Source organism: Ectopseudomonas alcaliphila (genome assembly GCF_900101755.1).
Lineage (GTDB): Bacteria > Pseudomonadota > Gammaproteobacteria > Pseudomonadales > Pseudomonadaceae > Aquipseudomonas > Aquipseudomonas alcaliphila.
In genome coordinates this window covers 1,513,941-1,531,620 of the sequence record NZ_FNAE01000001.1, presented here as the reverse complement: position 1 = coordinate 1,531,620, position 17,680 = coordinate 1,513,941, and the positions used below count along the sequence as shown (strand labels likewise).

Sequence of the window (17,680 nt, the reverse complement as noted above, 5' to 3'; positions counted from 1 at the left end):
CCATGCTATGATTTTTCCCGTTTTTCTCCCCTTCTGGAGCTGCCATGAAACTGACCATGCCCCGCTATGACCAAGCCGCCGTTCTGGTGGTGGGCGACGTGATGCTCGATCGCTATTGGCATGGCGGCACCTCGCGGATTTCCCCGGAGGCGCCGGTACCGGTGGTGCGTGTCGACCAGATCGAGGATCGTCCCGGTGGCGCCGCCAACGTGGCCCTGAATATCGCCGCGCTTGGTGCGCGCGCCTTGCTGGTCGGTGTCACTGGTGAAGACGAAGCGGCCAAAAGCCTCAGCGACAGCCTGCGTGGCGCCGGAGTGGAAAGCCACTTCCAGCGTCTCGGCGACCAGCCCACGATCGTCAAACTGCGGGTGATGAGCCGACACCAGCAACTGCTGCGCATGGACTTCGAGGAGCCGTTCAATACCGACACCGTCGCCCTGGCGCGCGAGGTCGATGCGTTGCTCGATGGGGTCAAGGTGCTGGTGCTGTCGGACTACGGCAAGGGCGCCCTGCAGAACCACCAGGCGCTGATCCAGGCGGCGCGCAAGAAGGGGATTGCGGTGCTGGCCGATCCCAAGGGCAAGGACTTTTCCATCTACCGTGGTGCCAGCCTGATCACCCCCAATCTGCACGAGTTCGAACTCATCGTCGGCGGTTGTGCCGATGAGGCGGAGTTGGTCAGCAAGGGCGCCACGCTGATGCACGAACTGGAGCTGGGTGCCCTGCTGGTGACCCGCGGCGAACACGGCATGACCCTGCTGCGCCCGGAGCACGCACCGCTGCACCTGCCGGCACGTGCCCGCGAGGTGTTCGACGTCACTGGCGCAGGCGATACGGTGATCTCCACCCTTGCAGCTTCCATCGCTGCCGGCGAAGAGTTGCCGCTGGCGGTGGCCCTGGCCAACCTGGCTGCCGGCATCGTCGTCGGTAAGTTGGGCACTGCGGCCATCAGTGCACCCGAGCTGCGCCGCGCCGTGCAGCGTGAAGAGGGTTCCGAGCGTGGCGTGCTGAGCCTGGATCAATTGCTGATCGCCATTGAGGACGCCCGCGCCCATGGTGAGAAGATCGTTTTCACCAACGGTTGCTTCGATATCCTTCACGCCGGCCACGTGACCTATCTGGAGCAGGCCCGTGCGCAGGGTGACCGCCTGATCGTGGCGATCAACGATGATGCCTCGGTCAGCCGCCTGAAAGGCCCGGGGCGTCCGATCAACGCAGTCGACCGGCGCATGGCGGTGCTCGCCGGTCTCGGCGCGGTGGATTGGGTGGTGAGCTTTGGTGAGGATACCCCCGAGCGCCTGCTCGCACAGGTACAGCCGGATGTGCTGGTCAAGGGCGGTGACTACGGCATCGAGCAGGTGGTAGGTGCCGATATCGTCCAGGCATATGGCGGCGAAGTGCGTGTGCTGGGTCTGGTGGAAAACAGTTCAACCACCGCCATCGTCGAGAAGATTCGCAGCAAGTAGGGCGAGCGTGGCGCCCACCTTGTCCCGCGCTGGCGCCGCAATCTTCGGCATGTCCATCGTTTCGTCTTGACCCGATTGCCGCCGTCTCGCGGCTTGAGGGTCATAGGCGCCCATGACATGGTGGCGCATCATCGACGGCATCCCCCATGCGGAGCGAGATGCCATGATCGTCGATGTGCAGGGCCAGGCCCTGAGCGTACTGAGCAAACTGGCCCAGGCCGATTGGCCAGACCGCCTCAAGGTACGCAAATCCTTCGAGAAACTCGTCTACAGCGGTAGCCGCGCCAGTTTTCGCCTGGCTGCCGGCCGCGCCAGCAACAAGTCGCGCCCGGCGGCCGATGATCTGTTCGACCTGTCACTGACTGAAGAACAGCAGATGCTGGTGGAAATGCTTCAGGGCTTCGCTCTGGAAGTTTTGCGCCCGGCGGCACATGAGGCCGATGCTCAGGCGCGCGTACCGGCAGCCCTGATCAATCAGGCGCATGAGTTGGGTCTGGCTCATTATGGTGTTGCTGAGGCGCAGGGTGGTCTCGCCGAGGCGCGTACCGTGCTGAGCAACGCGCTGATCGCCGAGAGCCTGGCGCAGGGCGATTTTTCCCTGGCCGCGGCATTGTTGGTGCCGCTGTCTGCAGCCAATTGCATTCGTCGCTGGGGGAGCGTGGCGCAGCAGGCTGCCTGGTTGCCGGCATTCGTCAGTGAGGAAGGCGCGCCGGCCTTCGCCTTGGCGGTAACCGAGCCAGGCGTATTGACCGATGCCGGTCAGCCTGCGACGCGGGCGCGCAAGCGCGGCAAGCACTATCTGCTCGATGGTGAGAAGGCGCTGGTCATCGCCGGTCTGGATGCCAGTCGGTTGATCGTCAGCGCCCAGGCAGGTGATGGCCCGGCACTGTTTATCGTCGATGCGGCGAGCAAGGGCGTCAGTCGTCGTGCCGAGCCGGGCATGGGGCTCAAGGCCTGCGGGTTGGCGCGTATTCAACTGAAAGGCGTCAAGGTACCGGGCGAGTGCCGTCTGGCAGGCGAGTGCTTCGATTTTCCGGCCTTTCTCGATTACTCAGCCTTGGCATTCTGCGCCCTCGCCGTGGGTACGGCGCAGGCGGCACTGGACTACGTGACGACTTACTGCAACGAGCGCCAAGCTTTCGGCGAGCCGATCAGCCATCGCCAGGGCGTGGCCTTCATGGTGGCCGACATCGCCATCGAGCTGGACGCCATGCGGCTGCTGCTCTGGCGTGCCTGTGCCCGTGCCGAGTCCGGTCTGCCATTCCGTCGAGAGGCTTACTTGGCGCGTCTGCTCTGTGCGGAGAAGGCGATGAAAATCGGCAGCGATGCGGTGCAACTGCTGGGCGGCCACGGTTTTACTCAGGAACACCCGGTCGAGCGCTGGTATCGCGACCTGCGCAGCTTGGCCGTTCTGGCCGGCGGCCTTCATCTCTAGGCAGGCAACCATGAATCTGGAAACCCCGAAGAAATTCCGCGGCCTGCAGCAGCAGGCGCAGCAAGTGGCCAGGCATTATTTCCGGCCGATCTCGCGCAAGTACGACAAGGCCGAGCACGCCTACCCCAAGGAGCTGGATCTGCTCGCCGCTCTTCTCGACGGTATGAACGAAGGATCGCCCGATGCCGTCGGTGCCGGCTCGGCCAGCAAGCGTGGGGCTGCGCGCGAAGAGCAGGAAGGCATCAGGAATGGCGGCAACATGGCGGCGCTGCTTGGCGTGATGGAGCTGTGCTGGGGCGATGTCGGCCTGCTGCTGGCCATGCCACGTCAGGGGCTGGGCAATGCGGCGATTGCGGCGGTGGCCAATGACGAACAGCTGACGCGCTTCGGCAGGACCTGGGCCGCCATGGCCATCACCGAGCCCGGCTGTGGCTCTGATTCGGCTGCGATTCATGCCACGGCAGTCAAGGATGGTGACCACTACATCCTCAATGGTGAAAAGATCTTCGTCACTTCCGGTGAGCGGGCGGATTCGGTGGTGGTCTGGGCCAGCCTGGACAGGAGCCTTGGGCGGGCCGCGATCAAATCCTTCGTGGTGGAGAAGGGCACTCCCGGCATGACAGTGACCCGCCTGGAGAAGAAGCTGGGAATCAAGGCCTCGGACACGGCTTCGATCAGCTTCAGTGACTGCCGGGTACCGGCGGCAAACTTGCTGGGTAATGCCGAGATCGATGTGCAGAAGGGCTTTGCCGGAGTCATGGAAACCTTCGACAACACCCGGCCGCTGGTTGCCGGGATGGCGGTCGGCGTGGCTCGGGCCGCCCTGGAGCGTACCCGCGAGCTGCTGACCCAGGCGGGCGGGCGCTTTGGTTATGCCAAGCCGCTGCTGACCGTTTCCCATGCCGAGGCCACGCTGTATCGCCTGGAGGCGGAATGGGAGGCTGCTCGCCTGTTGACGCTGAAGGCGGCCTGGATGGCTGACAACAAGTTGCCCAATTCGAAAGAGGCCTCCATCGCCAAGGCCAAGGCCGGACGTGTGGCCAGCGAGGTGACGCTCAAGTGTGTGGAGCTGGCCGGTGCCCTGGGTTATGGCGAAGACGAGTTGCTGGAGAAATGGGCGCGCGACTCGAAGATTCTCGACATCTTCGAAGGCACCCAGCAGATCCAGTTGCTGATCGTCGCTCGGCGCCTGCTGGGCAAGAGTTCCAGCGAGCTGAAGTAAGTCAATCCAACCTGTGCGCTCCGCACTCCCGGTAAGCAAAAAGCCCGCATTTGCGGGCTTTTTCTTAGAAGCGGAAGACTTCCGTATCGATCTTGATCGGTTCCGCCACCGGGATTTTCGGCCCGGCAGTAGCGGGGTCCTGCGGTTTGGCTTTGGCCACCGGAGGCTTTTTGCGCGGCGGCTCGGGCGGCGGCTCGGCTGCAGCGATGGGCTGAATGGCCACTGCCAGTTCAGCGGCCAGGCGTTGCAGCAACATACTCTGCGCCTTGACCTGCTCGGCCAGTGGGCCGCCATGCGCTTCTTCCAGACGGATCAGTCGGCTGTCGCGCAGTTGCCCGCGGCGATCGAGCAGGCGCCACTGCGCTTCCAGCACGGCCGGTTGAGTCGGGCCTGAATCCAGGCGGGTGATGGTCAGCATGACCTGCGCATCGGCACTGAAGCCAGGTGCAGCCGGGGCTAGAACCAGGCGCTGGCTATCCAGACGCCAGGCCAGCTGGCGCAGCATCTGCTGGTCGATGTCGTTGGCCAGGCCGCTGGCCCAGCGGGCATCATGCGCGGCCACCAGGCTGCCATCAGCCTGACGTTGCAGCAGATTTTGCTGACGCAGGTAATCGGCCACGCTGATTGGGCCGACCAGTACGGTCACGCCGTTGTCCTGGGTCGGCGTCACGGCGCTGCCGCTATCGAGTTGGTAAAGAGGCACCGGCTTCTGCTGCAGCAGACTGCAGCCGCTCAATACGAGCAGCGCGGTCATAAGCAGGGCCACAGGGCGTACTACAGTCATCATTAATTCCAGGCAGCCGCTTCTGGGGCAGCTGCACATCGTTCCCATATCATGCTGTGGGGTCATTTGCGCATGACCCGGGGCGCGTATCATCCGTCAAACCGCGCTACGACTCCAGTCTTGCCTGCTGGCTGGTAGCGCGGATATCCCGGAAGAACGGCGCGTGTTGCCGACGCTATTCCACCAGAAGTTGGTCGACGCGCTGGAAGCCACGCGGCAGCTTGTTGCCGCGGCGGCCGCGCTCGCCCTTGTAGTGCTCGAGGTCGTCGGCTTTGAGTGTCAGGGTACGCTTCCCGGCCTGCAAAACCAAACTGGCGCCGCTGGGCAGCACGGCCAGATCGGTCAGATATTCCTCACGCGAGGCTACGCGCTCGCCGGGAATGCCGATGATCTTGTTGCCCTTGCCTTTACCCAGTTGCGGCAGATCCGTGACCTTGAACAGCAGCAGACGACCTTCGGTCGTCACCGCGGCCAACCAGCCGTCTTCCAGATTGGCGACGGGCTTCGGTGCGACCACCTTGGCGCCGTTGGGCAGGGTCAGCAGCGCCTTGCCTGCCTTGTTCTTGGCCTGCAGATCCTCGCCCTTGACCACGAAACCGTAGCCAGCGTCGGAGGCGATGACGTACAGGGCGCTGTCTTCCGGCAGCATCACGCATTCGAAGGTCGCCCCCGGTGGTGGCGTCAGGCGACCGGTCAGCGGTTCGCCCTGGCCACGGGCCGATGGTAGCGAATGGGCGGCCAGCGAGTAGCTGCGCCCGGTGGAGTCGATAAATACCGCGTACTGGTTCGAGCGGCCCGGCGCTGCTGCCTTGAAGCCGTCGCCGGCCTTGTAGGACAGGCCGGTGGCGTCGATGTCGTGACCCTTGGCGCAGCGCACCCAGCCCTTTTCCGAGAGCACCACGGTGACCGGCTCGGTCGGCATCAGCTCGGTTTCCGACAGGGCCTTGGCTTCGGCGCGGGCGACGATCGGCGAGCGGCGGTCATCGCCGTACTTCTCGGCGTCCTCGATGATTTCCTTGCGTACCAGCTTCTTCAGCTTGGCTTCGCTGCCGAGCAGGGCCAGCAGTTTCTCGCGTTCCTTGGCCAGCTCGTCCTGCTCGCCGCGGATCTTCATCTCTTCCAGGCGCGCCAGTTGACGCAGGCGGGTGTCGAGGATGTAGTCGGCCTGTACATCGGTCAGGCCGAAGCGCTCCATCAGTACCGGCTTGGGCTGGTCCTCGCTGCGGATGATGCGAATGACTTCGTCGAGGTTGAGGAAGGCGATCAGCAAGCCTTCCAACAGGTGCAGGCGACGTTCCACCTTGTCCAGGCGGAACTGCAGGCGGCGGCGCACGGTGCCGACGCGGTATACCAGCCACTCGCTGAGCAGGGTGCGCAGGTCCTTGACCGACGGCTTGCCGTCGAGACCGATGACGTTGGTATTGACCCGGTAGCTGGACTCCAGATCGGTGGTGGCGAACAGGTGGGTCATCAGTTCGTCGGCATCGACGCGGTTGGAGCGCGGGATGATGACGATGCGGGTCGGGTTCTCGTGGTCGGATTCGTCACGCAGGTCGGCGACCATCGGCAGCTTCTTGGCCTGCATCTGCGCGGCGATCTGCTCCAGTACCTTGGCCCCGGAAACCTGGTGCGGCAGTGCAGTGACGACGATGTCGCCGTCCTCGATGCGATAGACGGCGCGCATGCGCACCGAGCCGCGGCCGGTCTCGTAGATCTTCAGCAGATCGGCCTTGGGCGTGATGACCTCGGCTTCGGTGGGGAAGTCCGGGCCCTGGATATGCTCGCAAAGCTGCTCGACCGTGGCGCTGGGCTCGTCCAGCAGACGCACGCAGGCCGCCGCGACTTCGCGCAGGTTGTGCGGCGGCACGTCGGTGGCCATGCCCACGGCGATGCCGGTGGTGCCGTTGAGCAGCAGGTTGGGCAGGCGCGCCGGCAGCGTCGCCGGCTCGTTCATGGTGCCGTCGAAGTTGGGCACCCAGTCGACGGTGCCCTGGCCGAGTTCGCTCAGCAGCACCTCCGAATAGCGCGACAGGCGCGCCTCGGTGTAACGCATGGCGGCGAAGGACTTGGGATCGTCCGGCGCACCCCAGTTGCCCTGGCCGTCGACCAGGGTGTAGCGATAGCTGAACGGCTGCGCCATCAGCACCATGGCTTCGTAACAGGCGCTGTCGCCGTGCGGGTGGAACTTGCCGAGCACGTCACCGACGGTACGCGCGGACTTCTTGTGCTTGGAGTCGGCGTCCAGGCCCAGTTCGCTCATGGCGTAGATGATGCGCCGTTGCACGGGTTTCAGGCCGTCGCCGATATGCGGCAGGGCGCGGTCCATGATCACGTACATGGAGTAGTTGAGATAGGCCTGCTCGGTGAAGTCGGCGAGTGACCGGCGTTCAACGCCTTCCAGGCTCAAATCGAGGGATTCGCTCATGCGGGCCTCATTGCAAGGTTGATTGGCGCAGCACCAGGGTGCCGCCCTTCTGACTGAATTCGAGTTGTTTCAGGGCGCTCATGCCCAGCAGCACTTCGTCGCCGTCCATGCCAGGGGCGATCAGTGCGGCGACGTCACGCAGTTCGATATCGCCCAGACGCAGGCTGTCCAGGCGGGTGCGATGCCCGGTAGCACGGCCGTTGGCAGTGCTGATGATGATCGGGGCGCCGCGTTGCAGGCCAAGACGCTCGGCCACCGCGCTGGGTATCGCCACCTGGGTGGCGCCGGTGTCGAGCAGAAAGGTCACGTCATGCCCATCGATCTGGCCATTGACCAGGTAGTGCCCCTGACGACTGCTGGCCAGGCTCACCTCGACGAAACCATCGCCATGCACCGACTGCGGCGTCTGGTTCGGGTTGCGCTGGCGATCCTCCCAGTTGCCGAAGAAGTGCGTGGCCAGCAGCAGACCGGCGCCCCAGGCGAGTATCAGCATCACTCGTCCGGCACGACGGCCCGGCGTCTGTTCACTCACGGACGCCGGCTCCAGCCGCCCTTGGGCGCGGTGAAACGCCAGACAATGGGGCGATCTTCGCCATCGACGCGGGTCTGACTACCATTGTCGACGCCGATCCAGGCGCCGTCCTTGTCGATCCACAGCGCCTCGGCCATGCCGTAGCTCGGCGTGTAGCGGCGTGGTTCGCTCAGGGCGTCGCTGGCGAACGACCAGCACATCTCCACCACGCCGTCGCTCAGCGTGCGCCGGCAGATACGGTGAGCCTGACGCTCCAGGGTGAAGAGTTTCTCACCGAAATAGGCCAGGCCGGAGAAGTCGCGTGGTGCCATATGGCCGCCGAGCGCTTCGGGCGAGGCTTCTTCACCGCTTTCGCTGGTCAGCACGCAGCCGCCGGTACAACGCCAGCTGCTGCCGCGACGATGCAATACGGTGAGGCCGCGACGGCGCTGCTCGGCAGCCAGCCACAGGCGATCACCGGACGGATCGATGGCGATGCCTTCGAAGCCCTGGTTGAAGTGCAGCAGCATGCCGCTGGCGCGAGCCTGGCGCACCAGCCCGCTGGGCAGGTTTAGCCACTGTGCGTTACCGTTGCTACTCACCTGCAGCACGGCGGCGCGGGTTTCGCTGACCAGGTAACGGTTGCCTTGTGCATCGCACGCCAGGCCCTCGAAATCCAGTGCGCCACCGCGTACCAGGCCGGCCGCCCAGTTGCGCATGCGCAGGCCCCAGGGCAGGGCGCTCTCGGGTGGTTCGGGGGCGACGAAGGTTTCTGCTTCGGCGCGCAGCAGGCCTTCTTCGCGATGCAGTTGATAGAGGCGGTCGTCGTCACGGTCGGAAACCGCCCACAGCGTTTCGCCGCACAGGGCCAGGCCGGACAGGTTGCCGCCCGGCATTTCCGTCACCGGGTATTCAGCCTGCAACTTCAGTTCTTCCAGCACCACTGGCTCGGCGTTCGCGACGCCAGCCAACAGACCGAGTGCAAGGAGGTGATTGCGCATCAGGCCAATACCTCGGCCAGGTTGCCCTTGCTTTCCAGCCAGCTCTTGCGATCACCGGCGCGTTTTTTCGCCAGCAGCATGTCCATCACTTCACGGGTGCCTTCGAAATCATCCAGGGTCAGTTGCACCAGGCGCCGGGTGTTGGGGTCCATGGTGGTTTCGCGCAGTTGCGGCGGGTTCATCTCGCCGAGGCCTTTGAAGCGGGTGACCTGTGGCTTGCCACGGCGTTTCTCGGCCACCAGGCGGTCGAGGATGCCATCGCGCTCGGCGTCGTCCAGGGCGTAGAAGATTTCCTTGCCCAGGTCGATGCGGTACAGCGGCGGCATGGCCACGTAGACGTGACCGGCATCCACCAGCGGGCGGAAGTGACGGACGAACAGGGCGCAGAGCAGGGTGGCGATGTGCAGGCCGTCGGAGTCGGCGTCGGCGAGGATGCAGATCTTGCCGTAGCGCAGCTGGCTCAGGTCGCTCGAGCCTGGATCGATGCCGATGGCCACGGCGATATCGTGCACTTCCTGCGAAGCCAGCACTTCGCTGCCGTCCACTTCCCAGGTGTTCAGGATCTTGCCGCGCAGCGGCATGATGGCCTGGAACTCCTTGTCGCGCGCCTGCTTGGCACTGCCGCCGGCCGAGTCACCCTCGACCAGGAACAGCTCGCAACGCAGCGGATTCTGCCCCGCACAGTCGGCCAGCTTGCCGGGCAGCGCCGGGCCCTGGGTGATCTTCTTGCGCTCGACTTTCTTGCCGGCCTTGAGGCGACGGCCAGCGTTGCTGATGGCCAGCTCAGCCAATGCCAGGCCGGTTTCCGGGTGGGCGTTGAGCCACAGGCTAAAGGCGTCCTTGACGACGCCGGAGACGAAGGCGGCGGCTTCGCGCGAGGACAGGCGCTCCTTGGTCTGGCCGGAGAACTGCGCATCCTGCATCTTCATCGAGAGGACGAAGGCAATCCGCTCCCAGACGTCTTCCGGGGCGAGTTTCACGCCACGCGGCAGCAGGTTGCGGAACTCGCAGAACTCGCGCATGGCATCGAGCAGGCCCTGGCGCAGGCCGTTGACATGCGTGCCGCCCTGCGCGGTGGGGATCAGGTTGACGTAGCTTTCCTGCACCGCGTCGCCGCCTTCGGGCAGCCACAGCAGAGCCCAGTCCACCGCCTCTTTGTTGCCGGCCAGGCTACCGACGAAGGGCTCGGCCGGCAGGCGCTCGAACTCGCTGACGGCATCGACCAGGTAGGAGCGCAGGCCGTCCTCGTAATGCCATTCGACCTTCTCGCCCGACGCCTTGTCTTCGAAGCTGACGTTCAGGCCTGGGCAGAGTACGGCCTTGGCCTTGAGCACGTGCTTGAGGCGGCTGATGGAGAACTTGAAGGAGTCGAAGTACTTGGCGTCCGGCCAGAAATGCACGCTGGTGCCGGTGTTGCGCTTGCCGACCGAACCGATGACTTCCAGCTCGCTGGCCTTGAAGCCATCGGCGAAGCTCATCTGGTATTCGTTGCCGTCACGCTTGACGGTAACCACCACACGGGTCGACAGGGCGTTGACCACGCTGATGCCGACGCCATGCAGACCACCGGAGAACTGGTAGTTCTTGTTGCTGAACTTGCCGCCGGCATGCAGCTTGGTGAGGATCAGCTCGACGCCCGGCACGCCTTCTTCCGGGTGGATGTCCACCGGCATGCCACGGCCGTCGTCGAGCACTTCCAGCGAGTTGTCCTCGTGGAGGATCACCTGGATCGACTTGGCGTGGCCGGCCAGGGCTTCGTCGACGCTGTTGTCGATGACTTCCTGGGCCAGGTGGTTGGGGCGCGTGGTGTCGGTGTACATGCCCGGGCGCTTGCGCACCGGGTCGAGGCCGGAAAGGACTTCGATGGCGTCTGCGTTATAGGCGTTCTGCTGGGCCATAGGGTCTCTTGGTCGTCAATTGAATGCGGAAAAGTCGGTATCGCGCCAAAGTGTGGCGTTGATGCCGGCAAAAGCGAAGAGTGTCGGCAGGCGTTCGGCGAAGCCCTGGAATCCATGATCGCCACCGGCCTGGATGCGCAGGGCGCAGGCACGGTAGTAACGCTCGGCGTCACGGTAGTCGAGGGTTTCGTCGCCGGTTTGCAGCCAGATCTGGTAACGCGCCGGGTCGCTCGGCGCTGCAACGTCGAGTTCGGCCAGGGCGTGGACGTGATCCTCGGTGAGGTCCCAGGTCTCGTCGCTGTAGTAATTCTTCTGCGGGCCCAGGTAGCCGTCGAAACGCAGGTGCGGCTGCACGGCCGGGTTGATCAGCAGCGCCTTGAGCCCATGCTGTTCGGCCAGGTAAGTGGCGTAATAGCCGCCCAGGGAACTGCCAACCAGTACGGGGGCGCCGAGTTCGCTGATCAGCGCCTGCAACTGCGCGATGGCCTGGCGTGGATGATGATGCAGGGCCGGTACGCGCAGCTGGTTTTCCAGGCCCAGATGGGTCATGGCGCGGCTCAACTGGCTGGCCTTGTGCGAGGTCGGCGAGCTGTTCAGGCCGTGTATATAGAGGATGGATGCGGTCATGGAGCGGGAGGCTACTCGTCCGGGGCCTCAAGCTGCAAGCTTCAAGCTGATTGGGGGTATGTCAGTAACCCTTGACGCTGTAGTCCACTTCGAAATGGATGCCGGTAACGCGCGATACACCGGTGTCCAGTCTGCCGTCGGCATGCAGGCGCAGCCAACGGTAGCCGGGGGCTTCGCTGCCCACCTGAAACTCCTGGCTGCCCGGCGCGAACTGCACGCAGGTCGAAGGCGAGGCGAGCAGGCGCAGATTACCGCGCTGCTGGTCGAACTCCTGGTGGATATGCCCCCAGAGCACGGCGCGCGCCTGCGGGTAGCGGTCGAGCACGGCGAACAGGGCGTCGGGGTTGCGCAGGCCGATGGGCTCCATCCACTTGCAGCCGATGGAGACCGGATGATGGTGCAGGCAGATCAGGTGATGGCGCTGTGGTGCTTCGCCAAGGGCGTGTTCGAGCAGCTCGAGTTGACTGTCAGCAAGAAAACCTGGCACCGCACCGGGGATCGAGGAGTCGAGCATGACGATGCGCCAGGCGCCAAGGTCGATTACCGGTTCCAGCAGCTCGCTGCCTTGGCAGGCGGCCTGCATGGGGGGGATTTCATCATGGTTGCCGGCCAGCCAACGGGTCGGCGCATCGATGGCTGAAGTGAGTTGGCGAAAGCGCTGATACGACATCTCGCTGCCGTCCTGCGAAAGATCGCCTGTGGCCAGGGTCAGGTCGATCTGCGGCTGTTCCTGCAGAACCCGTTCGATCACCCGCTGCAGGCTGTCGCAAGTATCCATGCCCAGCAGCTTGCCGTCCGCTTCAGCGAACAGATGGCTGTCGGACAACTGCACCAGCAGTACCGAGGAATCAGTGGATGGGGTGGGCAGGCTCGGCAAGACCGTCTCCTAGGGCACAATCGAGTGAATTATGGTGGTTGCTGCAGCAAAGGGAAAACCCGGGAAGCGGACGCAGATCACAGAAAAAACGCCAGAAGCGCTTTTTGCCATCATTCGCGACGGACTTCAGGCTGGGCTGACCGCCTAAACACTACAACGCCGCGCTATCGGCCATGCGCTGAAAAGCTTGATCGGCGGTTGGCGACGACGTCCTACATCACCGGCTGTGGCTCGTGCCCGCAGGCCAGGCAATGGCTCAGCCATTCGCCGAGGAACAGGTTGAGCTGACTCTTTTCGTCCGGTTGATGCATCGCCGCGTTGGGGTAGGGGTAACGGATATGCAGGCGGCGCGCGTTCTCGGCGCCGACCACCTCGGCCATACGTGCGTCGTGATAGACCCGCACTTGCAACTGCGGCACCGGTAGCCAGGGCAGGCTGTGTTCCTGACGCACGCACAGTGTGGTGGTGTAGGGGCAGCTTTCCAGCACGTCCAGCGCCAGGACGCCGAGCAAGTGTTCGCCCTGGCTCAGGGCGACGCGGCGGCTTCCCGTGTGCTCGCGCATGTGCGGCAGCAGGCGCATCAGGCGTGCATAGTTGGCCTCGCAAGCCGCTTGCAGCTCGACCAGGTCGACCCGATAGCGCTCGCGCAGCAGGTTCACGACCACATTCCTCGCACTTCCTCGCGGTTCAGCGCCAGCCATTGCAGGGCGATGATGCTGGCGGCGTTGTCGATACGCCCGTCGCGCACGGCGGCCAGCGCATCCTCCAGTGGCATCACCTGTACCCGGATGTCCTCGCCTTCCTCGGGCAGGCCATGCACGCCACCGGCACCTTCGCTGCTGCAGCGACCGACGAACAGATGCACGCGTTCGTCCGAGCCGCCGGGCGAAGGATAGTACTGGGTGATTGGCCATAGCGAAGTCAGGGGCAGGTCGGCCTCCTCGATGGCCTCGCGACGGGCGACCTCCTCGGGCTCCTCGTCCTTGTCGATCAGCCCTGCGACCAGCTCCAGCAGCCAGGGGTTGGTGCTCTTGTCCATGGCGCCGACGCGGAACTGCTCGATCAGCACCACTTCGTCGCGCTGCGGATCGTATGGCAGCACGCACACGGCATCGTGACGCACGAACAGCTCACGGGTCAGCTGCGGGCCCATGTTGCCGGCGAACTGGCGATGGCGCAGCTTGATCCGGTCGAGGCGATAAAAACCGCGAAAGCAGTTCTCGCGCTCGATGATGTCGATGTCGTCTTTGCCCATAGAAACTCCCCAGATAGTCGTAACGGGCCAAGCTCAGACTGTGTGAAAACTACTGCGCTCGCTCATGCTGCGTTAAAAAACGGCTCAAAGTGCTCATTTACAGCTCGTAAACTGCGCCTTTTCGCCGTTTTTTGCCTTGCCTGACCTTCGCTCGCTACGTTTTCACACGGTCTGATGCGGCCCGTTACCTGTCACACTAGCGAGCATAGCGCTGCCAGATCAAGCTTCCATGACGGTCTGTTACACGCGTTGGTAGAGCTGGCTGCCTTGCGCCTTGAATTCCTCGGCCTTGGCCTGCATGCCCTGTTCGGCATCCAGATCGACGGCGTCGATGCGCTGCTCCTTGGCGTACTCGCGCACTTCCTGGGTGATCTTCATCGAGCAGAACTTCGGCCCGCACATGGAGCAGAAGTGCGCCACCTTGGCCGAATCCTTCGGCAGCGTCTCGTCGTGATAGGCGCGCGCGGTGTCCGGGTCCAGACCCAGGTTGAACTGGTCCTCCCAGCGGAATTCGAAGCGCGCCTTGCTCAATGCGTTGTCGCGGATCTGCGCGCCCGGATGACCTTTGGCCAGGTCGGCGGCATGCGCGGCGATCTTGTAGGTGATGATGCCGGTCTTGACGTCATCCTTGTTCGGCAGGCCGAGGTGCTCCTTGGGCGTGACGTAGCAGAGCATGGCGCAACCGAACCAGCCGATCATCGCCGCGCCGATGCCGCTGGTGATGTGGTCGTAACCCGGGGCTATGTCGGTGGTCAGCGGGCCGAGGGTGTAGAACGGCGCCTCGTCGCAGCATTCCAGCTGCTTGTCCATGTTCTCCTTGATCAGTTGCATCGGCACGTGGCCGGGGCCTTCGATCATGCACTGCACGTCGTGCTTCCAGGCGATCTTGGTCAGCTCGCCAAGGGTTTCCAGTTCACCGAACTGCGCTTCGTCGTTGGCGTCGGCAATCGAGCCCGGACGCAGGCCGTCGCCCAGCGAGAAGCTGACGTCGTAGGCCTTCATGATTTCGCAGATGTCTTCGAAATGGGTGTAGAGGAAGTTTTCCTTGTGGTGCGCCAGGCACCACTTGGCCATGATCGAGCCGCCGCGCGAAACGATGCCAGTGACGCGCTTGGCGGTCAGCGGCACGTAGCGCAGCAACACGCCGGCGTGGATGGTGAAGTAGTCCACGCCCTGTTCGGCCTGTTCGATCAGGGTGTCACGGAACAGCTCCCAGGTCAGGTCCTCGGCGATGCCGCCGACCTTTTCCAAGGCCTGGTAGATCGGTACGGTGCCGATCGGTACCGGCGAGTTGCGGATGATCCACTCGCGGGTTTCGTGGATGTGCTTGCCGGTGGACAGGTCCATCACCGTGTCCGAGCCCCAGCGGATGCCCCAGGTCAGCTTGGCCACTTCTTCTTCGATGGAAGAGCCCAGTGCACTGTTGCCGATATTGCCGTTGATCTTCACCAGGAAGTTGCGGCCGATGATCATCGGCTCCAGCTCAACGTGGTTGATGTTGGCCGGGATGATGGCGCGGCCGCGGGCGACTTCGCTGCGCACGAACTCGGGGGTGATCTCTTTCGGAATGGCAGCGCCGAAGCTGTGGCCAGCGTGTTGTTCATTGAGCAGGCCGGCTTCACGCGCTTCGGCCAGCTTCATGTTTTCGCGGATGGCGACGTATTCCATCTCCGGCGTGATGATGCCTTTCTTGGCATAGTGCATCTGGCTGACGTTATGCCCGGCCTTGGCCCGGCGCGGGTTGCGCACGTGGGCGAAGCGCATCTTGGTCAGCTCTTCGTCGGCGAGGCGGCGCTGGCCGAACTCGGACGACAGGCCTGGCAGCTTCTCGGTGTCACCGCGATCCTCGATCCAGGCGCTGCGCACGTCGGCCAGGCCTTTGCGCACGTCGATGGTGACGTTCGGGTCGGTGTAGGGGCCGGAGGTGTCGTAGACGGTGACCGGGGCGTTGATCTCGCCGCCGAAGTCAGTCGGGGTGACGTCCAGGCTGATTTCACGCATCGGCACGCGGATATCCGGGCGCGAGCCTTGTACGTAGACTTTCTGCGAACGGGGGAAGGGCTGTACCGACTGCTGGTCGACCTGGGCGCTTTCGCTCAGGTTCTTTTGTTGTTGTGTGCTCATCAAGGCTCTCTCCGGGATAGATGTCGGAGTTGGAACCTGAGCGGACGAAGGGCGCGAGATACACCGTGGGCGGTGCCGAGAGGACTCGCCGGTACGCTGGCGAGGACATCTTGTTCCCTACGCAGGCCTTAACCTGATCAGGTTCAACGGGATCCGGCAGCTGCCAATCTCAGCCCCGCATTTGGGGCACCCCGACAAGAACTCGGGCAGTCTAAACAAGCTGGTGGGAGAAAACCAACTCGGTGGTCAATAAATAGCGACCCGTGCGTCGGAAAGCGACTGCTCACGCTGCTGATGGCGGATTGTTCCCGACGAGCAACATAGCTTGCCGCCAGCTAGACTGATGCCGTCCATGGCGCGCTTGACCCCCGACTGTGGCGACCCGTAGCCTTGCCGATTACCGCCTATTCAAGGATCGACATCCATCATGTTGCGCAGACTATCCCTGGCAATCGCCGTGGCCGCCGCTTCGGTGGGCCTGGTTCAGGCCGAAGAGGCCCCGCTGTCGAGCAAGACCGACCTGGTCACCGTGTATCAGGAAGCGGCGAAGAACAATGCCGATATCGCCGCCGCGCGCGCCGATTATCAGGCGCGCCGCGAAGTGGTGCCGCAGGCCCGTGCCGGACTGCTACCCAACCTGTCCGCAGGCGCCAACTATGGGGACACGCGCACCGAAGTCGATTCGCCGAGCGCCACCGTCTCGCGCAGCGGTCTGGTCTATCAGGCCAACCTCAGCCAGCCGCTGTTCCGTGCCGATCGCTGGTTTCAGCTGCAGGCTGCCGAGGCTACCAGCGAGCAGGCTTCGCTGGAGTTGTCTGCCACTGAGCAGAATTTGATTCTGCAGAGCGCCGAGACCTACTTTGCCGTGCTGCGTGCCCAGGACACCCTGGCCTCGACCAAGGCCGAGGAAGCGGCATTCAAGCGTCAGCTGGATCAGGCCAACGAACGTTTCGACGTCGGTCTGTCCGACAAGACCGATGTGCTCGAGGCCCAGGCGGGGTTCGATACTGCCCGCGCCAACCGCTTGCTCGCTGAGCGCGCGGTGGATGACGCCTTCGAAGCGCTGGTGACCCTGACCAACCGCGACTATCTGGCCGTCGAAGGGATCGTTCACACCCTGCCGGTGCTGGCGCCGACGCCGAACGATGCCAAGGCTTGGGTCGACACCGCTGCAGCGCAGAACCTCAACCTGCAGGCCAGCCTGTATGCCGTGACGGCCGCCGAAGAGAATCTGCGTCAGCGCAAGGCCGGCCATGCGCCGACCCTGGATGCCGTGGCCAGCTATCAGCAGGGTGACAACGACAGTCTGGGCTTCACCAATTCCGGCTCCTTTGGTGCGCCGCGCTATAGCGGCGACGTGTCGCAGCGTTCCATCGGCTTGCAATTGAACATCCCGCTGTACAGCGGCGGTCTGACCAGCTCGCAGGTGCGTGAGGCATATCAGCGCCTGGGGCAGACCGAGCAACTGCGTGAGAGCCTGCGCCGCCAGGTGGTGCAGAACACGCGCAACCTGTTCCGCGCGGTGAACACCGACGTGGAAACCGTACAAGCGCGCCGCCAGTCGATCATCTCCAACCAGAGCGCTCTGGAGGCTACGGAGATCGGTTATCAGGTCGGTACCCGCAATATCGTCGACGTGCTCGATGCCCAGCGTCAGCTGTACAGCGCCGTGCGTAATTACAACGACGCGCGTTACGACTACATCCTCAACAACCTGCGCTTGAAGCAGGCGGCCGGCACCCTCAGCCCGGCTGACCTGGAAGCGCTGGGCAGCTTCCTCAAACCGGACTACAACCCGGACAAGGACTTCCTGCCGCCGGATCTGGCTTCGGCCGCCGAGTCGCGCCTGCAAGGTAATCCGGATTTCTGAACCCTTTGCAGCAAACAAAAAGCCCGACTCGCGTCGGGCTTTTTCATTTCGGTGATGTACCACGTAGGGTGCGCTGCGCGCACCGATCTGGTTGGCGGTGCGCACGGCGCACCCTACCCGTGTTTGATCCGAGCTAAATCAGGCGGCGCAACCCTTCCAGTCAGTAGCCCGGATGCAATCCGGGG

Annotated in this window: 14 protein-coding genes and 1 riboswitch; of the genes, 4 read left to right on the top strand and 10 right to left on the bottom strand. The window is 63.9% G+C overall.

Annotated elements, in window-relative coordinates:
• Positions 1-44 precede the first annotated feature (44 nt).
• The 3 genes from hldE (at position 45) to BLR77_RS07235 (ending at position 4,123) form a co-directional block, all read left to right on the top strand.
• Complete coding sequence (hldE, locus tag BLR77_RS07245; RefSeq protein ID WP_074676310.1) at positions 45-1,466, top strand: bifunctional D-glycero-beta-D-manno-heptose-7-phosphate kinase/D-glycero-beta-D-manno-heptose 1-phosphate adenylyltransferase HldE; 1,422 nt, start codon at positions 45-47, stop codon at positions 1,464-1,466.
• Between the two features lie 163 nt (positions 1,467-1,629).
• A complete protein-coding gene (locus BLR77_RS07240; protein ID WP_074676800.1) occupies positions 1,630-2,901 on the top strand; it encodes an acyl-CoA dehydrogenase family protein in 1,272 nt (423 codons plus the stop codon).
• Between the two features lie 10 nt (positions 2,902-2,911).
• A complete protein-coding gene (locus tag BLR77_RS07235) occupies positions 2,912-4,123 on the top strand; it encodes an acyl-CoA dehydrogenase family protein (RefSeq protein WP_074676308.1) in 1,212 nt (403 codons plus the stop codon).
• Positions 4,124-4,187: 64 nt separating this feature from the next.
• Here BLR77_RS07235 and BLR77_RS07230 read toward each other — a convergent pair whose 3' ends face one another.
• The 10 genes from BLR77_RS07230 to thiC form a co-directional block, all read right to left on the bottom strand.
• The gene (locus BLR77_RS07230) at positions 4,188-4,910 is read right to left on the bottom strand and encodes a PqiC family protein (RefSeq protein ID WP_074676306.1); all 723 of its coding nucleotides are present in this window, start codon (positions 4,908-4,910) and stop codon (positions 4,188-4,190) included.
• A 172-nt stretch (positions 4,911-5,082) separates the two neighbouring features.
• Positions 5,083-7,332: a DNA topoisomerase IV subunit A gene (gene parC / locus BLR77_RS07225; RefSeq protein WP_074676305.1), complete on the bottom strand. Its 2,250-nt coding sequence runs from the start codon at positions 7,330-7,332 to the stop codon at positions 5,083-5,085.
• Positions 7,333-7,339: 7 nt separating this feature from the next.
• Positions 7,340-7,825 carry a retropepsin-like aspartic protease family protein gene (locus BLR77_RS07220; protein ID WP_394328044.1) on the bottom strand — a complete coding sequence of 162 codons (486 nt, stop codon included), beginning with the start codon at positions 7,823-7,825 and terminating at the stop codon, positions 7,340-7,342.
• 35 nt (positions 7,826-7,860) lie between these two features.
• Positions 7,861-8,844, bottom strand: a complete 984-nt coding sequence (locus tag BLR77_RS07215) for an esterase-like activity of phytase family protein (protein ID WP_074676301.1) — start codon at positions 8,842-8,844, stop codon at positions 7,861-7,863.
• The gene (parE, locus tag BLR77_RS07210; RefSeq protein ID WP_074676299.1) at positions 8,844-10,742 is read right to left on the bottom strand and encodes a DNA topoisomerase IV subunit B; all 1,899 of its coding nucleotides are present in this window, start codon (positions 10,740-10,742) and stop codon (positions 8,844-8,846) included. The genes BLR77_RS07215 and parE overlap by 1 nt, the downstream gene beginning before the upstream one ends.
• A gap of 15 nt (positions 10,743-10,757) precedes the next feature.
• Positions 10,758-11,369, bottom strand: a complete 612-nt coding sequence (locus tag BLR77_RS07205) for a YqiA/YcfP family alpha/beta fold hydrolase (RefSeq protein ID WP_074676297.1) — start codon at positions 11,367-11,369, stop codon at positions 10,758-10,760.
• 61 nt (positions 11,370-11,430) lie between these two features.
• Positions 11,431-12,246, bottom strand: coding sequence for a 3',5'-cyclic-AMP phosphodiesterase (gene cpdA / locus BLR77_RS07200; RefSeq protein ID WP_074676295.1), 816 nt, complete (start codon positions 12,244-12,246; stop codon positions 11,431-11,433).
• 212 nt (positions 12,247-12,458) lie between these two features.
• Positions 12,459-12,911 (bottom strand): DUF1249 domain-containing protein, encoded by a 453-nt coding sequence (locus BLR77_RS07195; RefSeq protein ID WP_074676293.1) that lies wholly within the window; start codon positions 12,909-12,911, stop codon positions 12,459-12,461.
• Positions 12,902-13,501, bottom strand: a complete 600-nt coding sequence (locus tag BLR77_RS07190; RefSeq protein WP_074676290.1) for an NUDIX domain-containing protein — start codon at positions 13,499-13,501, stop codon at positions 12,902-12,904. Before BLR77_RS07190 ends, BLR77_RS07195 begins: the two co-directional genes overlap by 10 nt.
• 240 nt (positions 13,502-13,741) lie before the next feature.
• Positions 13,742-15,625: a phosphomethylpyrimidine synthase ThiC gene (gene thiC, locus BLR77_RS07185; RefSeq protein WP_074676288.1), complete on the bottom strand. Its 1,884-nt coding sequence runs from the start codon at positions 15,623-15,625 to the stop codon at positions 13,742-13,744.
• Between the two features lie 97 nt (positions 15,626-15,722).
• A riboswitch (TPP riboswitch) is annotated at positions 15,723-15,829 on the bottom strand.
• A 223-nt stretch (positions 15,830-16,052) separates the two neighbouring features.
• Here thiC and BLR77_RS07180 point away from each other — a divergent pair.
• Positions 16,053-17,495, top strand: coding sequence for a TolC family outer membrane protein (locus tag BLR77_RS07180; RefSeq protein ID WP_074676287.1), 1,443 nt, complete (start codon positions 16,053-16,055; stop codon positions 17,493-17,495).
• The last annotated feature ends 185 nt before the right edge of the window (positions 17,496-17,680 follow it).

Bases quoted from the DNA above. Each gene is read 5' to 3' on its own strand.
- BLR77_RS07180 (WP_074676287.1), top strand. From the start codon at position 16,053: ATGTTGCGCAGACTATCCCTGGCAATCGCCGTGGCCGCCGCTTCGGTG.
- BLR77_RS07240 (WP_074676800.1), top strand. From the start codon at position 1,630: ATGATCGTCGATGTGCAGGGCCAGGCCCTGAGCGTACTGAGCAAACTG.
- BLR77_RS07215 (WP_074676301.1), bottom strand. From the start codon at position 8,844: ATGCGCAATCACCTCCTTGCACTCGGTCTGTTGGCTGGCGTCGCGAAC.
- parC (WP_074676305.1), bottom strand. From the start codon at position 7,332: ATGAGCGAATCCCTCGATTTGAGCCTGGAAGGCGTTGAACGCCGGTCA.
- BLR77_RS07220 (WP_394328044.1), bottom strand. From the start codon at position 7,825: ATGCTGATACTCGCCTGGGGCGCCGGTCTGCTGCTGGCCACGCACTTC.
- BLR77_RS07230 (WP_074676306.1), bottom strand. From the start codon at position 4,910: ATGATGACTGTAGTACGCCCTGTGGCCCTGCTTATGACCGCGCTGCTC.
- BLR77_RS07205 (WP_074676297.1), bottom strand. From the start codon at position 11,369: ATGACCGCATCCATCCTCTATATACACGGCCTGAACAGCTCGCCGACC.
- BLR77_RS07190 (WP_074676290.1), bottom strand. From the start codon at position 13,501: ATGGGCAAAGACGACATCGACATCATCGAGCGCGAGAACTGCTTTCGC.
- parE (WP_074676299.1), bottom strand. From the start codon at position 10,742: ATGGCCCAGCAGAACGCCTATAACGCAGACGCCATCGAAGTCCTTTCC.
- BLR77_RS07235 (WP_074676308.1), top strand. From the start codon at position 2,912: ATGAATCTGGAAACCCCGAAGAAATTCCGCGGCCTGCAGCAGCAGGCG.
- hldE (WP_074676310.1), top strand. From the start codon at position 45: ATGAAACTGACCATGCCCCGCTATGACCAAGCCGCCGTTCTGGTGGTG.
- thiC (WP_074676288.1), bottom strand. From the start codon at position 15,625: ATGAGCACACAACAACAAAAGAACCTGAGCGAAAGCGCCCAGGTCGAC.